The organism is Aurantimonas coralicida DSM 14790 (assembly GCF_000421645.1).
Classification (GTDB): domain Bacteria; phylum Pseudomonadota; class Alphaproteobacteria; order Rhizobiales; family Rhizobiaceae; genus Aurantimonas; species Aurantimonas coralicida.
Genome location: NZ_ATXK01000001.1, coordinates 294815 through 314277 on the forward strand (window position 1 = coordinate 294815; position 19463 = coordinate 314277).

At 68.7% G+C, this 19463-nt stretch carries 18 protein-coding genes, 1 pseudogene and 1 riboswitch; of the genes and pseudogenes, 8 read left to right on the forward strand and 11 right to left on the reverse strand.

Annotation, left to right across the window (positions count from 1 at the left end; genetic code table 11):
- Positions 1–2: 2 nt before the first annotated feature.
- The 7 genes from cobW to minC all read right to left on the reverse strand — a co-directional run bounded on the left by cobW (position 3) and on the right by minC (position 4876).
- Positions 3–1088, reverse strand: a complete 1086-nt coding sequence (gene cobW, locus H536_RS0101410) for a cobalamin biosynthesis protein CobW (protein WP_024348769.1) — start codon at positions 1086–1088, stop codon at positions 3–5.
- Between the two features lie 4 nt (positions 1089–1092).
- The gene (cobU, locus tag H536_RS0101415) at positions 1093–1629 is read right to left on the reverse strand and encodes a bifunctional adenosylcobinamide kinase/adenosylcobinamide-phosphate guanylyltransferase (RefSeq protein ID WP_024348770.1); all 537 of its coding nucleotides are present in this window, start codon (positions 1627–1629) and stop codon (positions 1093–1095) included.
- Entirely contained in the window at positions 1619–2260 is a 642-nt protein-coding gene (locus tag H536_RS0101420) for a HupE/UreJ family protein (RefSeq protein ID WP_024348771.1), read from the reverse strand. The genes cobU and H536_RS0101420 overlap by 11 nt, the downstream gene beginning before the upstream one ends.
- Before the next feature lie 127 nt (positions 2261–2387).
- A riboswitch (cobalamin riboswitch) is annotated at positions 2388–2643 on the reverse strand.
- 162 nt (positions 2644–2805) lie between these two features.
- Positions 2806–2955, reverse strand: a complete 150-nt coding sequence (locus H536_RS24875) for a hypothetical protein (protein WP_169513611.1) — start codon at positions 2953–2955, stop codon at positions 2806–2808.
- A 61-nt stretch (positions 2956–3016) separates the two neighbouring features.
- A complete protein-coding gene (gene minE, locus H536_RS0101430; RefSeq protein WP_024348772.1) occupies positions 3017–3280 on the reverse strand; it encodes a cell division topological specificity factor MinE in 264 nt (87 codons plus the stop codon).
- Positions 3277–4092 carry a septum site-determining protein MinD gene (minD, locus tag H536_RS0101435; protein ID WP_009208858.1) on the reverse strand — a complete coding sequence of 272 codons (816 nt, stop codon included), beginning with the start codon at positions 4090–4092 and terminating at the stop codon, positions 3277–3279. Before minD ends, minE begins: the two co-directional genes overlap by 4 nt.
- 31 nt (positions 4093–4123) lie before the next feature.
- Positions 4124–4876, reverse strand: coding sequence for a septum site-determining protein MinC (minC, locus tag H536_RS0101440; protein ID WP_024348773.1), 753 nt, complete (start codon positions 4874–4876; stop codon positions 4124–4126).
- A gap of 233 nt (positions 4877–5109) precedes the next feature.
- On the opposite strand from minC, the gene H536_RS0101445 reads away from it, so the two are divergent.
- The 4 genes from H536_RS0101445 (at position 5110) to H536_RS0101460 (ending at position 9759) form a co-directional block, all read left to right on the forward strand.
- Positions 5110–6324 (forward strand): ABC transporter substrate-binding protein, encoded by a 1215-nt coding sequence (locus tag H536_RS0101445; protein WP_024348774.1) that lies wholly within the window; start codon positions 5110–5112, stop codon positions 6322–6324.
- A gap of 87 nt (positions 6325–6411) precedes the next feature.
- Entirely contained in the window at positions 6412–8289 is a 1878-nt protein-coding gene (locus H536_RS0101450; protein WP_029702538.1) for an ABC transporter permease, read from the forward strand.
- Positions 8286–9065: an ABC transporter ATP-binding protein gene (locus H536_RS0101455; protein WP_024348776.1), complete on the forward strand. Its 780-nt coding sequence runs from the start codon at positions 8286–8288 to the stop codon at positions 9063–9065. Before H536_RS0101450 ends, H536_RS0101455 begins: the two co-directional genes overlap by 4 nt.
- Complete coding sequence (locus tag H536_RS0101460) at positions 9058–9759, forward strand: ABC transporter ATP-binding protein (RefSeq protein WP_024348777.1); 702 nt, start codon at positions 9058–9060, stop codon at positions 9757–9759. The genes H536_RS0101455 and H536_RS0101460 overlap by 8 nt, the downstream gene beginning before the upstream one ends.
- A gap of 27 nt (positions 9760–9786) precedes the next feature.
- Here the strand turns inward: H536_RS0101460 and H536_RS0101465 are convergent, their stop codons facing one another.
- From H536_RS0101465 to H536_RS0101475, 3 genes are all read right to left on the reverse strand, one after another.
- The gene (locus tag H536_RS0101465; protein ID WP_024348778.1) at positions 9787–10926 is read right to left on the reverse strand and encodes a CaiB/BaiF CoA transferase family protein; all 1140 of its coding nucleotides are present in this window, start codon (positions 10924–10926) and stop codon (positions 9787–9789) included.
- Between the two features lie 283 nt (positions 10927–11209).
- On the reverse strand, positions 11210–12034 hold the full coding sequence (locus H536_RS0101470; protein ID WP_024348779.1) for a ferredoxin--NADP reductase: 825 nt from the start codon (positions 12032–12034) through the stop codon (positions 11210–11212).
- A 270-nt stretch (positions 12035–12304) separates the two neighbouring features.
- A complete protein-coding gene (locus H536_RS0101475) occupies positions 12305–12976 on the reverse strand; it encodes a TetR family transcriptional regulator (protein ID WP_024348780.1) in 672 nt (223 codons plus the stop codon).
- Between the two features lie 120 nt (positions 12977–13096).
- Between H536_RS0101475 and H536_RS22280 the strand changes: the two genes are divergently transcribed.
- Both H536_RS22280 and H536_RS22285 read left to right on the forward strand, forming a co-directional pair.
- Positions 13097–14521, forward strand: a complete 1425-nt coding sequence (locus H536_RS22280) for an efflux RND transporter periplasmic adaptor subunit (protein ID WP_244877502.1) — start codon at positions 13097–13099, stop codon at positions 14519–14521.
- A pseudogene (locus H536_RS22285) lies at positions 14518–17683 on the forward strand (efflux RND transporter permease subunit). Before H536_RS22280 ends, H536_RS22285 begins: the two are co-directional and overlap by 4 nt.
- Positions 17684–17836: 153 nt before the next feature.
- Here the strand turns inward: H536_RS22285 and H536_RS0101490 are convergent.
- The gene (locus H536_RS0101490) at positions 17837–18115 is read right to left on the reverse strand and encodes a DUF1289 domain-containing protein (protein ID WP_024348782.1); all 279 of its coding nucleotides are present in this window, start codon (positions 18113–18115) and stop codon (positions 17837–17839) included.
- A gap of 199 nt (positions 18116–18314) precedes the next feature.
- Between H536_RS0101490 and H536_RS0101495 the strand changes: the two genes are divergently transcribed.
- Together H536_RS0101495 and H536_RS0101500 are read left to right on the forward strand one after the other, a co-directional pair.
- Positions 18315–18788: a hypothetical protein gene (locus tag H536_RS0101495; protein WP_024348783.1), complete on the forward strand. Its 474-nt coding sequence runs from the start codon at positions 18315–18317 to the stop codon at positions 18786–18788.
- Positions 18789–18896: 108 nt separating this feature from the next.
- Positions 18897–19379, forward strand: a complete 483-nt coding sequence (locus H536_RS0101500) for a Dps family protein (RefSeq protein WP_024348784.1) — start codon at positions 18897–18899, stop codon at positions 19377–19379.
- Positions 19380–19463 lie beyond the last annotated feature (84 nt).

A 19463-nucleotide genomic window follows, 5' to 3' on the forward strand; every position in this document is an offset into this window, starting at 1 on the left:
CCCTACTCCGCCGCCGCCTGCGCCGCTCCGTCGGTCAGGGCGCGGATGGTCGCCTGGATCGTCCCGCAGGTCGCCGCGTCCAGCCCGTCATGCAGGCCGATGACGACCAGCCGGGTGGCGCGGGTCTCACCCGGCTTCCAGGGCCGGTCGAAATAGGTCTCGATGCGCTGGCCGACGGCCTGCACCACCAGCCGCATCGGCTTGCCCGGCACATCGGCAAAGCCCTTCAGCCGCAGGATGTCGTGGCCGGCAATGACCGCGGACAGCCCGTCCGCGAAGGCCTTCGGATCGGCGACCTGCCCGGCCTCCACGACGAAGCTCTCGAACTCGTCATGGTCGTGATCGTGCCCCTGGCCTTCATGGTGGAGCTCGTGATGCGACTTGCGATCTCCGATCAGATCCTCCGTCCCGGCGGACAGGCCCAGGAGCACGTCGGTCGGCAGCACGCCACCTTCCGCCGTGACGATCTTCACGGCCTCGGCGCACTGGCCGCCGATCTCGCCGCGCACCCGCTCCAGCGTCGCCGCGTCGACGAGGTCGGCCTTGTTCAGGACGATCAGGTCGGCCGCCCGGATCTGGTCCTCGAACAGCTCTTCCAGCGGATTGTCGTGGTCGAGGCTCTCGTCGGCGGCCCGGGCCGCGGCGACCTTGGCCTCGTCGTCGGCAAAGCGTCCGGCGGCGACCGCCGCGGTGTCGATGACCGTCACCACGCCGTCCACCGTCACCCGCGTCTTCACCTCGGGCCAGTTGAACGCGGCGACCAGCGGCTGCGGTAGTGCCAGCCCCGAGGTCTCGATGACGATGTGATCGGGCAGCCGGTCGCGGGCGAGCAGCTTGGTCATGGTCGGGATGAAGTCGTCGGCGACGGTGCAGCAGATGCAGCCATTCGTCAGTTCGACCACGTCGTCCTCTGTGCAGGTCTCGATGCCGCAGCCGGTCAGGATGTCGCCATCGACGCCCAGATCGCCGAACTCGTTGATGATCAGGGCGATCTTCCGGCCGCCGGCATTCTGCAGCATGTTGCGGATCAGCGTCGTCTTGCCCGCTCCGAGAAAGCCGGTGACGACGGTGGCTGGTATCTTCTGCACGGCTTCAACCTTTCAGGGTGAGCGGCAGGCCGGCGGCGACGAAGATCGCCTCGTCGCACGCGGCCGCGATCAGTTGGTGGAGACGCCCGGCGTGGTCGCGGAAGCGCCGCGCCATGGCGTTTTCGGGGACGATCGACAGGCCGACCTCGTTGGAGACGAAGACGATGAGCCCCGGCGGCCGGCCTTTCAGGCAGGCCACGAGCCGATCGGCCTCCGCGTCGACATCGCGTTCGGCGAGCATCAAATTCGACACCCAGAGCGTCAGGCAGTCGACCAGCAGCGCCCGGTCCGACGCAGCCTCGCTTTCGATGGTCGCGACGAGATCGAGCGGCGCCTCGACGGTGCGCCACGGCGCCGGCCGACGCGCTTTGTGCGCGTCGATCCGGGCGGTCATTTCGGCGTCGAAGGCCTGCCCCGTCGCGATGTAGACGGGGGCGCGGCCGCTCTCGCCGACGCGGCGCTCGGCGAAGGCGCTCTTGCCAGAGCGCGCGCCGCCGAGAACGAGGACGAGGCGGTCGGTCGCGCCGGCCTCAGCCGGCAAGACCGGCGATCGCCAGCAGCTGCTCGCCGAGGATCATCGCCCCGGCACCGGCGACGACGCCGCCCGACACCCGCAGGCCGAAATTCTCGCGGGCGGCGAGGCCGCTGCCGAGAAGCCGCACGGCGATGAAGCCGGCGGAGACCGCGACGACATACTGGATGGCCGCGAAGCCGATCAGATAGGCGGCGACGGCGCCCGATTCCGAACCGACCACCGCTTCGCCATAGGCATAGCCGTGGAACAGGCCGGCGACGGCGAAGAGCGAACCGATCGCGAGCATGCCGTAGGAGCGGCCGGACAAAGCGAGGATGCCGATGCCGGCGACCGACAGGGCGACGACGAATTCGGCGGCCGGCAGGTCGAAGGCCATCAGGTGCAGCAGCGTGCCGGCGACGGTGGCGCCGATGAACAGCAGCGGCGCGGCGAAGCGATGCGCGGTCAGCGCGGCCAGCAGGCCGACACCGATGATGAAGGCCAGATGGTCGAGCCCGATGACCGGATGGGCAAGACCCGACAACAGGCCCCCGCCCATGCCCTGCGGCGCCATGCCACCCGCGGGGTGGTGGGCGAAGGCCGCGGTCGGAATCAGGGACAGCAGCGCCGTGACGGCGAAACGATTGCGGAAAGGCATGAAGACAACTCCCGTGTCCTGTTGGAACGGACGCGGATAGTCCCAAAAAACCGGCGTTTCCCCGAAACTCCGCGGCACGACGGCCGCCGGATCGAAACACAGGTCCTGAAGGAACATCCCGTCCCGTAGACGTCGCACGTGGATGGCAGGTCTCCTGGCTCGCGGGTCGTCGGTCTTCGCCTGGCCTTCCCGGAGACATCTCCAGTGGCTTTTCGCCGGTCTCGCCTGGCCTGACGGCCCGACGCATCCCGGTGGTGAAGACCTCGCCGCTCTACAGTCGCGGGGTCGGCTGCGATATGGGCCCCCTGTTTGGGTCGGCCCGTCGCATTCCCTCTTCGCCCCTGCCGCGTGGCAGCGGGGGAACCATCCTTCGACGGACCCGGCGCAAGCGTCGAATCCGATCAGCTCGCAGACTAGCGATCGGCCGGCGCGACGCAAGCCAATTCGCCCCACGGGCGGGCTCTGCGTGCCGTGCGCGGCCCGAACGCAAAAGGCCCGGCCGCAGTCTCCTGCAGCCGGGCCTCGATGCATGTCAGGCGCTCGGCTCAGCGCGCCGCCGACTGCTCGCAGGCTTCCACATGCTTGGCCAGCGCCTCGTTGGAGAGGATCGCGCTGATCGTGCGGATGTCGCGGTTCTGGAACTTCGGCGTCTTCTGCAGCTCCTTGAGCCGCTCGAGCATGGTCACTCGGCTCATGGTGTTCTCCTTCTTGCCGGTTCCGCGACGGGGATCCCGCCGCGGGTTGGGGCGGGCGCCGTCAGGCGGCCCGCACGCTCGCGGTCACGGGAATCTCGATGTCGACCTCGAGGGTCGAGACCTGTTCGCCGCGATCCATCTTCACGATCACCTTCTCGCGGTCGACATGGACGTGCCGTGCGATCACCGCGAGAATCTCCTCGCGCAGGAGCCCGACGAGATCGGAATGGCCGACCGTCGCGCGCTCGTGGGCGAGCAGGACCTGCAGGCGCTCGCGCGCCATCGGCGCCGAGCTCTGCTTGCTGAAGAAACTGAAAAGGCTCATGCCGCTCTCCGTCCGAAGATCTTGCCGAACAGGCCGCGCTTCTCCCCCGGGATCACCATGGGAACGGTCTCGCCGGCCAGGCGGCGCGCGGCGTCGGTGTAGGCCAGCGCCGGCGCGCTGCGGGCGTCGCCCAGCGTGACCGGCGTGCCGAGGTTGGACGCGCGCAGCACGTCCATCGATTCGGGAATGATGCCGAGGAGCGGGATCGACAGGATCTCCAGCACGTCCTCGACCTTCAGCATGTCGCCGCGCTCGGCCCGGTTCGGGTCGTAGCGGGTCAGAAGCAGGTGCTTCTCCATCCGCTCGCCGCGCTCGGCCTTGGCGGTCTTGGCGTCCAGCAGACCGATGATCCGGTCGGAATCGCGCACCGAGGAGACTTCCGGGTTGGTCACCACCACGGCGACGTCCGCATGGCGCATCGCCAGGGTCGCGCCGCGCTCGATGCCGGCCGGGCTGTCGCAGATGATCCAGTCGAAGGTCTCGCGCAGCTCGTTCATGACGATCTCGACGCCTTCCGACGTGAGATTGTCCTTGTCGCGGGTCTGCGAGGCCGGCAGCAGGAACAAAGTCTCCAGCCGCTTATCGCGGATCAGCGCCTGCGGCAGCTTGGCGTCGCCCTGCACCACGTTGATCAGGTCGTAGACCACCCGGCGCTCGGCGCCCATGACCAGGTCGAGATTGCGCAGGCCGACGTCGAAATCGACCACGACGGTCTTCTCGCCCCGCTGCGCCAGCGCGGCGCCGAGCGCTGCCGTGGAGGTCGTCTTGCCGACGCCTCCCTTGCCCGAGGTCACCACGATTACTTTTGCCATCTCGTTCTCCTGTATGCTGGTCGGCCGCCGGCTAGACCAGGATTTCCGTCTTGAGCGTGTCGCCGTCGAGCCAGACCTGCACGGCCTGCCCGCGATGCGCCGGATTCATGTCGTCGGCCATCTTGTAGAGGCCGTCGATCGCCAGAAGCTCGGCCTCGAGCTTGCGGCAGAAGATGCGGGCCGAGGCGTTGCCGACCGAGCCGGCCATCGCCCGGCCCCTGAGGGTGCCGTAGACGTGGATCGAGCCGCCTGCGACGATCTCCGAACCCGACGCGACCGAACCGAGGATGGTCACGTCGCCTTCCGGGAAGATCACCGACTGGCCCGAGCGCACCGGCTCGTGGATGATGATCGACGGCATCGCCCGGACCGGCTGCGGCTCGGGCCGCGGGGCCGGCGCTTCGGCCTTCGCGGCAGTGCTGGCCGGCGCGCTCGCGGGAGCCGGCGCGGCCGGCGCCTCGAAATCGTCGGCCGGACGTCCGCCCTTCATCGCCGGCGGCATGCCGAAGCCGAGCAGCGAGGCACGGGCGCCCTCGATGCCCATGATCCGGACACTGCGCTCGCCGAGTTCGCCGATCAGCTCCTTCAGCTGCGCCTGGTCGATGTCCAGGCCCTCGACGTCGAGAACGATGGGACGGCCGAGGAAGAAGCCGGTCGAACGGGCGGCCAGATCGTCGAGGCGAGCCAGCCAGCTGTCGAACGGCAGCTCGGGGGACAGCACCAGCGCGAGGAAGGAGCGGCCCTTGAGGCGGATCGGACGGGTGTCTGTTAGCGCTTTGGTCATCTGCGTTAATTTTCGGTTGCTGGGCGATCTAATCGGACGTCGGTTAACCGGAGATTAAGCCTCAAAGCCTGCGCCGGGCTGACGCGAAAGCGGCGATTTGCCCTGTCGGGATACGGCCTTGGCGGGGCTATGACGTCCTTGTGGCCTTGCGATGGCAGCCGCTTTCGGCCATGACGCCGGGGCAGGGTCGGCCCTTGAGATCGGGGCTACGGCCGCAGACACGGGGACTTGCCATGATCACCGGACGGATGTTCGCCACGCTCGCAGGGGCCCTCGGCCTGTTCGCCGGGCTCGCCACGCCGGGCCTCGCCCAGGAGCCGATCACCCTCGGCGAGATGAACAGCTACACCACCCTGCCCGCCTTCACCGGTCCCTATCGCAAGGGCTGGGAACTGGCGCTGGAAGAGATCAACGCCGCCGGCGGCATCGATGGCCGGCCGGTCGCGGTCGTCAGCCGTGACGACAATGGCAAGCCCGCCGACGCCATCCGCATCGCCGAGGAATTCGTCGCCTCCGACGACGTCGCGGTTGTGTGGGGCGGCTTCTTCTCCAATGTCGGCCTCGCCCTCACCGACTTCGCCAAGCAGCGTCAGGTGCCGTATCTGGCGACCGAGCCGCTGGCCGACGCCATCGTCTGGTCGCAGGGCAACCGCTACACCTTCCGCCTGCGCCCCTCGACGGCCATGCAGGCCGCGATGCTGGCCGAAGAGGCCGCCAAGCTCGACGCCACCCGCTGGGCGACCATCGCGCCGAACTACGCCTATGGCACCGATGCGGTCACCGCCTTCAAGGCCGAGCTGAAGAAGCGCAAGCCCGACGTCGAGTTCGTCGGCGAGCAATGGCCGCCCCAGGGCAAGCTCGATGCCGGCCCCACCGTGCGCGCCCTCGAAGCCATGAAGCCCGACGCGATCTTCAACGTCACCTTCGGCGCCGACCTCGCCAAATTCGTCCGAGAGGGCGACATTCGCGGCCTGTTCGACGGCCGCGAGGTCGCCTCGCTCCTGTCCGGCGAGCCGGAATATCTCGAGCCGCTGGGCGCCGAGGCCCCCGAAGGCTGGATCGTCACCGGCTACCCCTGGTACGACATCGATACGCCCGAGCATGACGCCTTCCGCAAGGCCTACGAGGCGAAATACGGCGAGCATCCCTATGCTGGCTCGCTCGTCGGCTATAACGGGATGAAGGCCCTCGCCGCCGCCCTGACGAAGGCCGGCGGCGCCACCGACGCCGACTCGCTGATCGCCGCCTTCGAGGGCCTCGAGGTTTCCGACGCCCCGTCCGGCCCCTTCACCTTCCGCGAGGCCGACCACCAGTCCACCATGGGCGCCTGGGTCGGCCGCACCGCGGTGCGCGATGGCCAGGGCGTCATGGTCGACTGGCGCTATGCCGACGGCGCCGACTATCTGCCGTCGCCCGAGGACGCCCGCAAGCTTCGCCCCGCCGAATAGGCTGGCCGCACAGGCAGCGCACAGACGCCAGCGCGCGGTGACCCCTCCGGTCGCTGCGCGCCGGCGCCCATCCCCAACGAGGAGACGGTGTTGACGACGCTCGGCTTCGTATTCGCCCAGCTCCTGGCCGGCCTTGCCGACGCGTCGTCGCTGTTCCTGGTGGCGGCCGGCCTGTCGCTGATCTTCGGCGTCACCCGCATCGTCAATTTCGCCCACGGCTCGCTGTTCATGCTGGGCGCCTATGTCGCCTATTCGGCGGTCACCTGGCTGCCGACCGGCTTTCTCGGCTTCTGGGGCGGGATGCTCGTCGCGGCCGTCGCAGTGGCGCTGATCGGCGGGCTGATCGAGATCGTCATCCTGCGTCGGCTCTACGCCTCGGCCGAGCTCTACCAGCTCGTCGCCACCTTCGGCGTCCTCCTCGTCATCCAGGATGTCGCGCTGGCGATCTGGGGGCCGGAAGACCTGCTCGCGCCCCGCGCGCCCGGTCTTGGCGGCGCCCTGCGGATCTTCGGCGAGCCGGTGCCGCAATACGACCTCCTGCTGATCGCCGCCGGCCCGGTCGTCCTCGCCGTCGTCTGGCTGGTCCTCAACCGCACCCGCTGGGGCACGCTGGTCCGCGCCGCGACCGAGGACCGCGAGATGACCGGCGCCCTCGGCGTCGACCAGGCGCGCCTGTTCACCACCGTCTTCATGCTGGGCGCCTTCCTTGCCGGCCTTGCCGGCGCCCTCCAGACCCCGCGCGAGGCCGTCAGTCTCGCCCTCGATCTCGACGTCGTGGTCGAGGCCTTCGTCATCGTCGTCGTCGGTGGGCTGGGCTCGATCGGCGGCGCCTATGCGGCCGCCGTCCTGATCGGCGTCCTCAATGCCTTCACCCTCCTGTGGTTTCCGACCCTCGCCACTGTCCTGCCCTTCCTGGTGATGGCGGCGATCCTGGTGGTGCGGCCCTACGGCCTGTTCGGCCAGGCTGCCCTCGTCGCGCCGGCCCCGGCCGAACGCGGCGCCACCCTGCGGCTGCCTGGCCGCACGGTGACGATCCTCGTCGTCCTCGCCGTTGCGGGTCTCGCGCTGCTGCCGCTGGTCGAATCCGGCTTTGCCCTGATCCTGCTCACCGATTTCTTCGTCGCCGCCCTCTTTGCCGCCAGCCTGCAGTTCATCATGGGCCTCGGCGGCATGATCTCCTTCGGCCACGCCGCCTTCTTCGGCCTCGGCGCCTACGGCGCAGCACTGGCCGCCACGGCCCTCGGCCTGCCCATGTTCGCCGCCATGGCGCTGGGCGTGGCCACCGGCGGCCTAGGCGCGCTGATCATCGGCTGGTTCTGCGTCCGCCTGTCCGGCGTCTATCTCGCCATGCTGACCCTTGCCGGCGCCCAGATCCTCTGGGCCGTCGCCCTGCAATGGCAGGATGTCACCGGCGGCGACGACGGCATTCTCGGCGTCTGGCCCGACCGCTTCGCCGCCTCCCGCACGGTCTATTACCTGATCGCCCTTGGCCTGTGCGCCGGCGGCCTCTGGCTGATCCGCCGCATCGCCCATGCGCCCTTCGGCTATCTCCTGCGCGCCACCCGCGACTCGCCCCTGCGCGCCGAGGCCATCGGCCTCGACGTGCGCGGCCGCCAGCTCGCCGCCTTCGTCATCGCCGGCCTCTTCGCCGCGCTCGCGGGCACGGTCTTCGTCTTCGCCAAGGGCAGCGTCTTTCCCACCATCCTGGCGGTCGGCCAGTCCGTCGACGCCCTTTTGATGGTGCTGATCGGCGGCGTGCAGGCCCTGTCGGGTCCGATCGCCGGCGCCGCGATCTTCGTCGGCATCGAGGACTGGGTCGGCCGGCTGCCCTATTGGCGGTCGATCTTCGGCGTCATCATCCTCGCCGTCTGCATTCTGGCGCCCCAGGGCATCGCCGGTGGCCTGCGCTCGGTAGCCGGCCGCGTCCGCCGCCGCGCCACAGCGCCTTCCGGAGCGCCGGCATGAACGCGCTGGAGATCCACGGCCTGAGCAAGGCCTTTGGCGGTGTCGTCGCGGTCGACGACGTCGGCTTTCACGTCGCCTCGGGCGAGATGCTCGCCCTGATCGGCGCCAATGGCGCCGGCAAATCCACCACCTTCAACATGCTCAACGGCCAGCTGCGTCCCGATCGCGGCTCGGTGCGGCTGTTCGGGTCAGAGATCGCCGGCCTGCCGGCCCGCCGCATCGCGCGCCGCGGCGTCGGCCGCACCTTCCAGATCACCCAGACCTTCACCTCCATGACGGTGCGCGAAAACCTGCAGACCGCCCTGCTCGCCCATCGCAAGCGCCGCTTCGACTTTTTCTCCCGCGCCGTCGCCGCCGAGCGGGCGGAAGCCGACCGCCTGCTCGCCATTGTCGGCATGTCCGAGGCCGCCGACCGCCCCTCCGCCGAGCTTGCCTATGGCGACGTCAAGCGGCTGGAACTCGCGGTCGCGCTGGCCGCATCGCCGCGGCTCCTGCTGATGGACGAGCCGACAGCCGGCATGGCGCCGCGCGAGCGCACCGCCCTGATGGCGCTGGTGCGCAGCATCGTCGAGGACACCGGCCTCAGCGTCCTCTTCACCGAGCACGACATGGATGTGGTCTTCGCCCATGCCGACCGCATCGTGGTGCTCAACCGGGGCGCCGTCATTGCCGAGGGCACCGCCGATGCGATCCGCGCCGACCCGACCGTTCGCGCCGTCTATCTCGGCGGCGGCACACCGGAATCAGTCACTGAACAAGTCTCGCCAAATGCTTGAACTGCAAGCGATCGACAGTTTCTACGGCGACGCCCACATCCTGCATGGCGTGTCGCTGACCGTGAACGAAGGCGAGATCGTCGCCCTCGTCGGGCGCAACGGCGCCGGCAAGTCCACGACGCTGAAGAGCGCCATGGGCCTCGTGCGCCCCCGCCGCGGCACGGTGCGCTATTGCGGTGCCGACATCACCGGTCTGCCGCCCTATCGCATCGCGCGGCTGGGCCTCGGCTACGTCCCCGAGGATCGCCGCATCTTCAAGGATCTGACGGTCTCGGAGAACCTCGAGGTCGGCCGCCGCGACGCCGCGGATGCGGACACGCCATGGACGCCGGCGCGGCTCTTCGACCTCTTCCCCAATCTCGGCGAACGCCGCGGCCAGAAGGGCGGGCGCCTGTCCGGCGGCGAGCAGCAGATGCTCAGCCTCGCCCGCACCCTGATGGGCAATCCGCGGACCCTGTTGCTCGACGAACCCTCCGAAGGCATCGCGCCGGTCATCGTCGACGCCATGGCCGCGGCGATCCGCGACCTCAAGCGCGAAGGCCTGTCGGTGCTTTTGTCGGAGCAAAATCTCGGCTTTGCCCGCGCCATCGCCGACCGCGCGGTGATCATCGAGACCGGCACCGTCCGCTTCACCGGCAGCTTCGCCGAGATGGAAGCCGATCCCGACATCGTCTCCAGCCACCTCGCCGTCTAGGCGGCGCGGCCCTTTCGACGGACGCGATCAGCCACCGTCGCCGAAACCCGCGCCCTGGTGCTCGCCGAGCTTCGGCGCCGGCCGCTCCAGCGACAGTTCGGCATCGCCATAGGTGATCGGGCTGCGCACGCCCGCCATGCCGCCCGGCGCGATCTGCATGCCGCGATGGACGATCTGCGGATCGGCGAAGACGTCGGCGACATCGTTGATCGGCCCCGACGGCACGCCCACCGGCTCCAGCGCGGCCAGAAGGTCGTCGCGGCGCCATGCGGCGATCGCCCCGGCCAGGATCGGCGTCAGCGCCTCCCGGTTGGCGACCCGCGCCTCATTGGTGGCGTAGAGCGGATCGGCGGACAGCTGCGGCAGGTCGAGGACGGCGCAGAGCCGCGCGAACTGCCGGTCATTGCCGCAGGCGATGATCAGATGGCCGTCGGCGACCGGAAACACCTGATACGGCACGATGTTGGGATGGGCATTGCCGAGCCGCGACGGCGCGGCGCCGGTGGCGAAGAAGTTCAGCGCCTGGTTGGCCAGGACACCCGCCATGCAGTCGTAGAGCGCCATGTCGACATATTGCCCGCGCCCGGTCCGCTCGCGGTCGGCCAGCGCCGCCTGGATGGCGATGGTGCCGTAGAGCCCGGTGAAGATGTCGGCGAAGGCGACGCCGATCTTCTGCGGCTCGCCCGCCGGATCGCCGGTCAGGCTCATGATGCCGCCCATGCCTTGGATCATGAAGTCGTAGCCGGCCCGGCCCGCATAGGGGCCGTCCTGGCCGAAGCCGGTGACCGAGCAATAGACGAGGCGCGGATTGATCGCCTTCAGGCTCTCGTAGTCGAGGCCGAACTTTTCCAGCCCGCCGACCTTGAAGTTCTCGATCAGCACGTCCGCCTCGGCTGCCAGCGACCGTACCAGCGCCCGCCCCTCCTCGGTGCCGAAATCGGCGACCACCGAGCGCTTGCCGCGGTTGCAGGCGTGGAAATAGGCCGCCGTGCGCTCGCCGTCCCGCTCGACGAAGGGCGGCCCCCAGCCGCGGGTGTCGTCGCCCGCCGGGCTCTCGACCTTGATCACGTCGGCGCCGAGATCGGCAAGCGTCTGGCCGATCCACGGGCCGGCCAGGATGCGGGCGAGTTCCAGGACCTTCAGTCCGGCATGGGGTGCGTGCGTCATCCGGTCGGCGTGCCGCCCGGCGCCGGCGCTGTCAAGCTGCACCAGCGCTTATCGACGGCCCTCGGGGTGAGGATAGCTATGTCTTACGCTGCGGCATTCTGAGTTGATACTCAACCTCAACAGACGCGCGCGAGCATGCCGGACGGCCTGCCGGCGCCCCGACGGGGAAGGCGGGGCGAGGTCGCCCTCGCGACCTGCCCCTCGCCGGGATCGGCGAATAGGGCCCGCTCGCGGAGCCGCCGGAGGCTGCGCCCGGCCGCTCCCGGCAGCAGGCCCGCCTTCCTCAGTCCACGAAGGCGCGTTCGACGACGAAGGTGCCGGGCTTGTTGTTGGCGCCTTCCTCGAAGCCGCGGGCTTCCAGCAGCGCTTCCGTGTCCTTCAGCATCGCCATGGAGCCGCAGATCATCGCCCGGTCGGTCTCCGGGTCCAGCGGCGCGATGGCGAGGTCCTCGAACAGCTTGCCGTTCTCGATCAGCGTGGTGATCCGGTGGCCCCGCGTCTCGCCGTCGCGGGTCGCGCTGGCGTGGAAGATCAGCTTGTCGCCGATGAACTCGCTCATCAGCTCGTCGGCCTTCGACGTCTCCACCAGTTCGCGGCCATAGGCCAGCTCGGCATTGCCGCGGCAGGTCTGGGTAAGGATCACCTGGTCGAACTTCTCGTAGGTCTCCGGGTCGCGGATCACCGAGGCGAAGGGCGCGATGCCGGTTCCGGTCGAGAACAGGAACAGCCGCTTGCCAGGCTTCAGCGCATCGTGGACGAGCGTGCCCGTCGGCTTCTTGCGCATCAGCACCGTGTCGCCGACCTGGATCTTCTGCAGATGCTCGGTCAAGGGGCCGTTCGGCACCTTGATGGAGAAGAACTCCAGTTCCTCGTCCCACGCCGGGCTGGCGATGGAATAGGCGCGATAGACCGGCTTGGCCGCGTTCGGCAGGCCGATCATCACGAACTCGCCCGAGCGGAAGCGGAAGCTCTGCGGCCGGGTGATGCGGAAGGCGAACAGGCTGTCGGTATAGTGCGTGACCTTGGTCACCGTCTCGGCAAAGACGCCGGCGGGAATCGGGAAGGCAGGCTCCGGCGAATGCTCCGGCTGTTGGGCGAGAGAACTCATCAGGCGTCGTTCCTTTCCATGGTCCGCGACCGCGCGAGACGGCCTTGTCCGGTGCGCGCGACGGATCAGCGCCGCGTCACGATTGATCGGGTCCCGGCTGTCGGGAGAATGGCAGGCCGGACAGCATCCTTGCCCCGTGCCTACATCGCAGTCGTGCCGGAAGATAGAACCCCGCACCCCGCAATGCAGCGTCGCACGTTCCAAATATCGGCATTGTTCGGGGAAAACATTCGCCGCAGCCGCCATGCGGCGCGTGCGTCCGCCCTCACCTCAGTTCAGGTTCGCCGCGGCCCGCGCCTCGGCCATCTCTTCGAGGCACGCGACCCGCGCGCTCGAACAGGCAAATCCCGCGATCACGCTGCGCACCACCCGCGCGCCGACCCCGGTCAGGTCGAAGCCGCGATCCGAGCGCAGCCATTCCGAGATGACGCCGCTCACCGCACAGACATAGGCGGTGGCCGCCTCCTTCGGCTGCCATTCGTGCTTCAGCTCGCCGCGAATCTGCACCGCCGCGAAGATCCCAGTGATCGCCTTGTGCATGGTGGCCTCGGCATCCGCCCGGCGCAGCATCGCGTCCTGCATCTCGCCGACATATTCGCAGCGAAACAGGAGAATGGTCAGGATCTTGCGCGTCCGTTCGTCGCGCTCCAGATGGCGAAGCGCCTCCAGCGTGTTCTCGTAGAGGTCCTGCAGCGACCGCCGGCCGGCACAGGCCTGCTCGTCGAAGAACTCTTCCTGGGGCAGCTTCGCGCGCTCCTGCATCGCCCGGAACAGTTCGAGCTTGTTGGAGAAGTGCCAGTAGATCGCGCCGCGCGTCAGGCCGGCGCTCGCGGCAATGTGACTGAGGGTCGTTCCTGCGACGCCCTGTTCGTAGAACAGCGTTTCCGCCGCGTCGAGGATCGCCTCGCGCGTCTGCATCGCGTCCTGCTTGGTGCGTCTCAAGTCCGGGCCTCCCTTGCTCCGATACATTTATGGATGTATGTATGCCGCAATGCAAGAGAGCGGCGCCATGGCCGGCCGGAAAAAGGTTTTACAATGCGCGGACTTAACCTGATTTTGCGCATGACGGCGTGCGTCGGCGTCTCGCTGGCAGCCGCGGGCGCGGCCTTCGCACAGGCCGGCGGCACCCCGCCCCCGCCCGCCGTCACCGTCCTGACGGTCAAGAGCAAGAACCTGCCGGTGACCTACGAATATGCCGGTCGCGTCGCCTCCTCCCGCGAGGTCGAGGTCCGGGCGCGCGTCGGCGGCATCCTGCTCGAACGCAATTTCGACGAAGGCTCGCGCGTCGAGGCCGGCACGCTGCTGTTCCATATCGATCCGGCGACCTACGAGGCGCAGGTGGCGCTGGCCAAGGCGCAGGTGCTCCAGGCGCAGGCCCAGCTCGGCCAGGCCAAGCGGACCGAGGCCCGCGCCCGGCAGCTGGCCCAGAGCGGCGCGTCGAGCCAGGCGACCCTCGAGGACTCCGTCTCGTCGCGCGAACTCGCCGAAGCCCAGGTCGCAGCCGCCGAGGCGCAGTTGCAGACCGCCACCCTCTCCCTCGACTACGCCACCGTCGAGGCACCGGTCGCGGGCGTCACCAGCCTGGAACAGGTGCCCGAGGGCAGCCTGCTCAGCACCGGCGACCTGCTGACCCGCATCAGCCGCCTCGATCCGGTCTATGTGAACTTCTCGGCCGCCGACAGGGAAGCCGCCTCCATCCGCGAACTGGTCGAGAGCGGCCAGTTGCAGGGCGCCTCCTCGCCGTCCGACCTCACCGTCACGCTGATGTTCGGCAATGGCGAGACCTACGGCGAAACCGGCACCATCGACTTCACCTCGACGACGATCGATTCACAGACCGGCACGATCCTGTCGCGCGCCGTCCTGCCCAATCCCGAAAGCCGCCTCCTGCCGGGCCAGTTCGTGCGCCTGCAGCTCGAGGGCCTGTCCATCGAGAACGCCATCGAACTGCCGACCGAGGCGCTGATGCAGGGCCCGCAGGGCACCTTCGTCTACACGCTGAACGACGAGAACCTGGCCGAGGTCAGCCCGGTCGTCGTCGGCCGCGAGCTCGACGGCTCCATCGTCATTTCCGAGGGCCTCGCCGATGGCGACAAGGTCGTCGTCAAGGGCGTCGTCAAGGTTCGCCCCGGCGCCCCGGTCAACCCGCAGCCGGCAGCCGCGAACGCCGATGCCGCCAGCAGCGAGCCGGATGCGCCGGCGCCGGACGCCCCCGCCGCCGAGGCAGCCCCCGCAACAGACGCCCCCGAGCCCGCCGCGGCCGAGCCCGCCGCCGACACCGCCAACGAGGCGGCTGGCGAACAGCAGGGTGCGATCGAGCGCGCCGTCGACGCGGCGAACGACAAGGTCGTTGCCGACGCCGGGCACACGCCCGGTGAAGCCGGCCGCACGGATGCTCCGCCGGTGCCCCTGACGGCCCTGCCCGATGGCGACGACGCCCGCCGCGCCACCAGCGACGGCGACGCTTCGTCGGAGTCCGCCCGATGAATGCGCGGTTCTTCGTCGACCGGCCGATCTTCGCGGCCGTCATCTCGATCCTGATCACCCTCGGTGGCCTGCTGTCGATCAGCGCGCTGCCGATCGAGCAGTATCCGCAGCTTGTGCCGCCGCAGGTCCAGGTGCGCGCCTCCTATCCCGGCGCCAGCGCCGAGACCATCGCCCAGACCGTCTCCGCGCCGATCGAGCAGCAGATCAACGGCGTCGAGGACATGCTCTACATGCAGTCCACGAACTCCTCGACGGGCACGGCGACGATCACCGTCACCTTCGCCAGCGGCACCGATCCCGATCAGGCGACGATCAACGTCAACAACCGCGTCCAGCAGGCCAATGCCTCGCTGCCCGAGCAGGTCCAGCGTCTCGGCGTCACCGTCGCCAAGCAGAACTCGTCGATCCTCGCGGTTCTGACCATGTCGTCGGAGGACCCGCGCTACGACGCGACCTATGTGTCGAACTACGCGCTGCTCAACGTCCTCGACGAGCTGAAGCGCCTGCCCGGCATCGGCGAGGCGCAGCTCTTCGGCGCCCGCAACTATTCCATGCGCATCTGGCTGCGGCCCGACGCGCTGGCCTCCTACGGCCTGACGCCGGGCGACGTGGCCACGGCCGTGCGCGACCAGAACGCCCAGTTCGCCGCCGGCCAGTTCGGCGCGCCGCCCACCAACACCGACCTCGCCTTCACCTATTCGGTGACCACGGCCGGGCGCCTTCCCGACGCCGAGGCCTTCGAGAACATCATCCTGCGCTCCGACGAGAACGGCTCCTCGCTGCTTCTCAAGGATGTCGCGCGGGTCGAGCTCGGCGCCCAGGATTACGGCTTCAACGCCACCTATAACGGCACGCCGACGGTGCCCATCGGCATCTACCTGCAGCCCGGCGCCAACGCCCTCGACACGCTGAGCGGCGTGCGCACCCGCATGGAGGAGCTCTCCGGCTCCTTCCCCGATGGCATCAGCTTCGCCATTCCCTACGACACCACCAAGTTCATCGAGGCCTCCATCGAGGATGGTCATCATGACCTTCATCGAGGCCATGGCGCTGGTCTTCGTCGTCGTCTTCATCTTCCTGCAGAGCTTCCGGGCGACGCTGATCCCGATGCTCGCCGTCCCGGTGTCGATCATCGGCACCTTCGGCGTGCTGCTGGCGCTCGGCTTCTCGATCAATCTCCTCACCCTGTTCGGCCTCGTCCTGGCCATCGGTATCGTCGTCGACGACGCCATCGTGGTCCTGGAGAATGTCGAGCGGATCATGACCACCGAGGGGCTCAACGCCAAGGACGCCACCGCCAAGGCGATGACCGAAGTCGCCGGCCCGGTGATCGCCATCGTGCTCGTCCTGTGCGCCGTGTTCATCCCGGTGGCGTTCCTCGGCGGCCTCGCCGGCACCATGTACCGGCAGTTCGCCGTGACCATCGCCGTCTCGGTGGTGATCTCGGGCATCGTCGCCCTCACCCTCACCCCGGCGCTCTGCGGCCTTCTCCTGAAGCAGGGCCATTCCGAGCCCTGGGCGCCGTTCCGCTGGTTCAACACGGGCTTCGACAAGCTGACCAACGCCTATGGCGCCGGCGTTGCCTTCATCATGCGCCGGGCCGTCGTCGCCCTCGTCCTGTTCGCCGGCATCGTCGGCGGCAGCTACTATTTCTTCCAGACGATCCCCGGCTCGCTGGTCCCGGACGAGGATCAGGGCGTCAATTTCGCCATCGCCATCCTGCCGCCGGCGGCCTCGCTGGCGCGCACGACGGAGGTCATGGAGCAGGTCAGCGCGAATGTGCGCGAGCATCCGGCGGTCGCCGACGTCGTCGCCTTCGCCGGCTTCGACCTCCTGGCCGGAACCCAGAAGTCCAGCTCGGGCGTGGCCTTCGTCACCCTCAAGGACTGGTCGGAGCGCGAGGACCCGTCGCTCGACGCCCGCAACCTCACCGGCCCGATCATGGGCATGAATGCCGGCATCCAGGACGGCATGGTGCTGGCCTTCAACCCGCCGCCGATCCAGGGCCTGTCCACCACCGGCGGCTTCGACCTGTTCGTGCAGGACCGGCAGAACCGCGGCTCCCAGGAACTGGTCGCGGCGACCAGCGCGCTGGTGGCGGCGGCGGCCGAGCGGCCGGAGCTGGCCGGCGTGCGCACCACCTTCTCGGCCAACGTCCCGCAGTACCAGATCGACGTCGACCGCCAGAAGGCCAAGGCGCAGGACGTGCCGATCTCGTCGATCTTCGAGACCATGCAGTCGACCTTCGGCTCGCTCTATGTGAACGACTTCACCCTGCTCGGCCGCAACTACCGGGTCTCGCTGCAGTCCGAATCCGACTTCCGCGAGAAGCCGCAGGATCTGCGCTTCGTCTACGTCAAGGCGAACAACGGCGCGATGATTCCCCTCGACGCCCTCCTGTCGGTCGAGCGCATCGTCGGTCCGGACCTCATCGAGCGCTTCAACGCCTTCACCGCGGCCAAGGTCTCCGGCGGCCCCGCCCCCGGCTATTCGTCGGGGCAGGCGCTGCAGGCCATGCAGGAGATCGCGGCCGAAAAGCTGCCCGACGGCTATCAGGTCGCCTGGACGGGTTCGGCCTATCAGGAGATCGCATCGGGCGGCACCGGGCTCGCCGCCATCGGCTTCGGCATCCTGATGGTTTTCCTCATCCTGTCGGCCCAGTACGAACGCTGGTCGCTGCCCATCGCGGTCCTTCTGGCGGTGCCCTTCGCCATGTTCGGCGCGCTCCTGGCGATCTGGCTGCGCGGCCTCGACAACGACGTCTACTTCCAGATCGGCCTGGTCACGCTGGTCGGACTGGCGGCCAAGAACGCCATTCTGATCGTCGAGTTCGCGGTGCTGAAACGCGAGGAGGGTCTGTCGGCCTTCGACGCCGCGCTGCAGGGCGCCAAGCTGCGCTTCCGGCCGATCGTCATGACGTCGCTCGCCTTCATCCTGGGCGTCGTGCCGCTGGCGATCTCCACCGGCGCCGGCTCGGCCAGCCGCCACTCCATCGGCACCGGCGTCATCGGCGGAATGCTCGCGGCGACCTTCGTTGCGATCTTCTTCATCCCGCTGTTCTACAAGCTGCTCGCCCGCAAGCAGCCGGCCCGCGGCAGCCACGCGGCTCCGACCTCCGGCGACGATGGCGCAGCGACGCCGGCGCCTGCCCCGGCCGAATAGCTTTCGGCCCGGCCGGTTCGCCTCGGGAACCGGTTCATCCCACAAAAAAGGGCGGCGCGCCTGGCTGGCGCGCCGCCCTTTTGCCGTGTGAGCACAAAGCATTGCCGGATTGTCCGGAATCGATCTCTCAGCCGTTTCCGCCCCACCGCGCGATCACGCCTCTGCCGGCACCTCCAGCTTGTCCAGCGGGCACGGATGATCCTTCTTGTCGCATTTGCGCCGATAGACATGCGCCCAGCGGTCGTAGCGCCCGGCCCTGACCAGCCGCTCGGCAAGGGTGCGGAAGAACGCCTTCTTCTCGGCCTTGCCGTCCAGCCGCTTGAACCGCTTCTTTTCCGGCTTGGTCATGGCGCAGCCGATGCAGCGGCCGCCATCCTTGTATTTGCAGATATCGATGCACGGGGACGGGGCATCGGCCCAACGTTTGGCCACGGGCGCTCCTGTGATGGTCGGATGGCGAAGGGACGAATGACGCGGCGGTCTCGATCCGGCCTGCGGCACTTCCCTTCCATTCCCGGTCTGCTATGAATAGATGAAAGTGGTTGTCAAGTTTAGAACGGTTCGAGACGTCGGGTGCGATTCCCTGTCGCGGGTTCCCGGCGCGGTCTTCTTACAGAACGCGGTTGCCTGAATGTCTGCACTGCCCCTGCCCGAGACTCTTCCCTCCTCCGGGCGCGCCCCGGCGCGAATCCTCGCCTTTCCCGGCGGCAATTGCCCGACGGTCCGACCCGCCGCGCCCCAGCTCACCGATGCCGAACGCGACGAGCTGAATCGTCTGCGCTGGTTCGCATTGCGCAGCCGGCTCGCGCCGAAGCCCGATCTCGAACGGGCCTGCTTCCTTCTGGCCGGCGAGGAGAACGTCTCGCTGGAGCGCTTCGCCATCGCCTTCTTTCGCGGCCTCTCCGGCCAGAGCCTGCGCGAGATGGTGTTCTACCGTCCCGGCGCCAAACAGGCCTCGGACGACGAGATCTGGCTGTTGCGCCTTCTCGCGGTGCTGCGCGCCGGCGAGAACGCCGCCGCCGGTGCGCTGGTCGCCTGGCGGGTCCGCCCCGAGGGCCGGCGCTGGCTGCGCTTCCTTGCGGCCTCCCTCGCCCGGGCGCTCTGACGCTCTGACGCGAAAAATCGCATGGGGCCGATTGCCGCGACCTTGCCATGCCCGGCCTCGGAGGCTAGATTAGAATTATTCTAAGACACCACTAAGGGACCGGAGACCATGGGACTAGTAGCAGCCAAGATCGAGCCGACGGCGAAGGAAGAGATCGTCAACGGCCTCACCCAGTCGTTGGCCGAGACGGCGATCGCCACGCTGAAGGCCCAGAACTTCCACTGGAACGTGACGGGCATGTCCTTCGGCGCCCTGCACGCGCTGTTCCAGGAGATCTACGAGGATCACTTCGAAGGTCAGGACACGCTGGCCGAGCGCATCAAGGCGTTCGACGCCCATGCCGAGGGCCGTTACTCGGTCTATCTGGAACGCAGCGCCATCGAAGAGCATGACGGCCGCACCGACGCCCGCACCATGGTCGAGGTCCTGATGCAGGACCAGGAGACCCTCTCCTCGACCCTGTCGGCGCTTGCCGAGGTCGCCGACCAGCATGGCGATTTCGCCACCAACGACCTGGCGACCGCCCGCATCGAGCAGCACGACAAGTTCGCCTGGATGCTGCGCGCCCATCTGAAGACCACCGCCGCCTGAGGCGACCCGCTCGCCGCCCTCGCCGGCGGCGGACACCAGACGTGAAAAAGGCCCGCCGGAGATCGTCCGGCGGGCCTTTTTGCA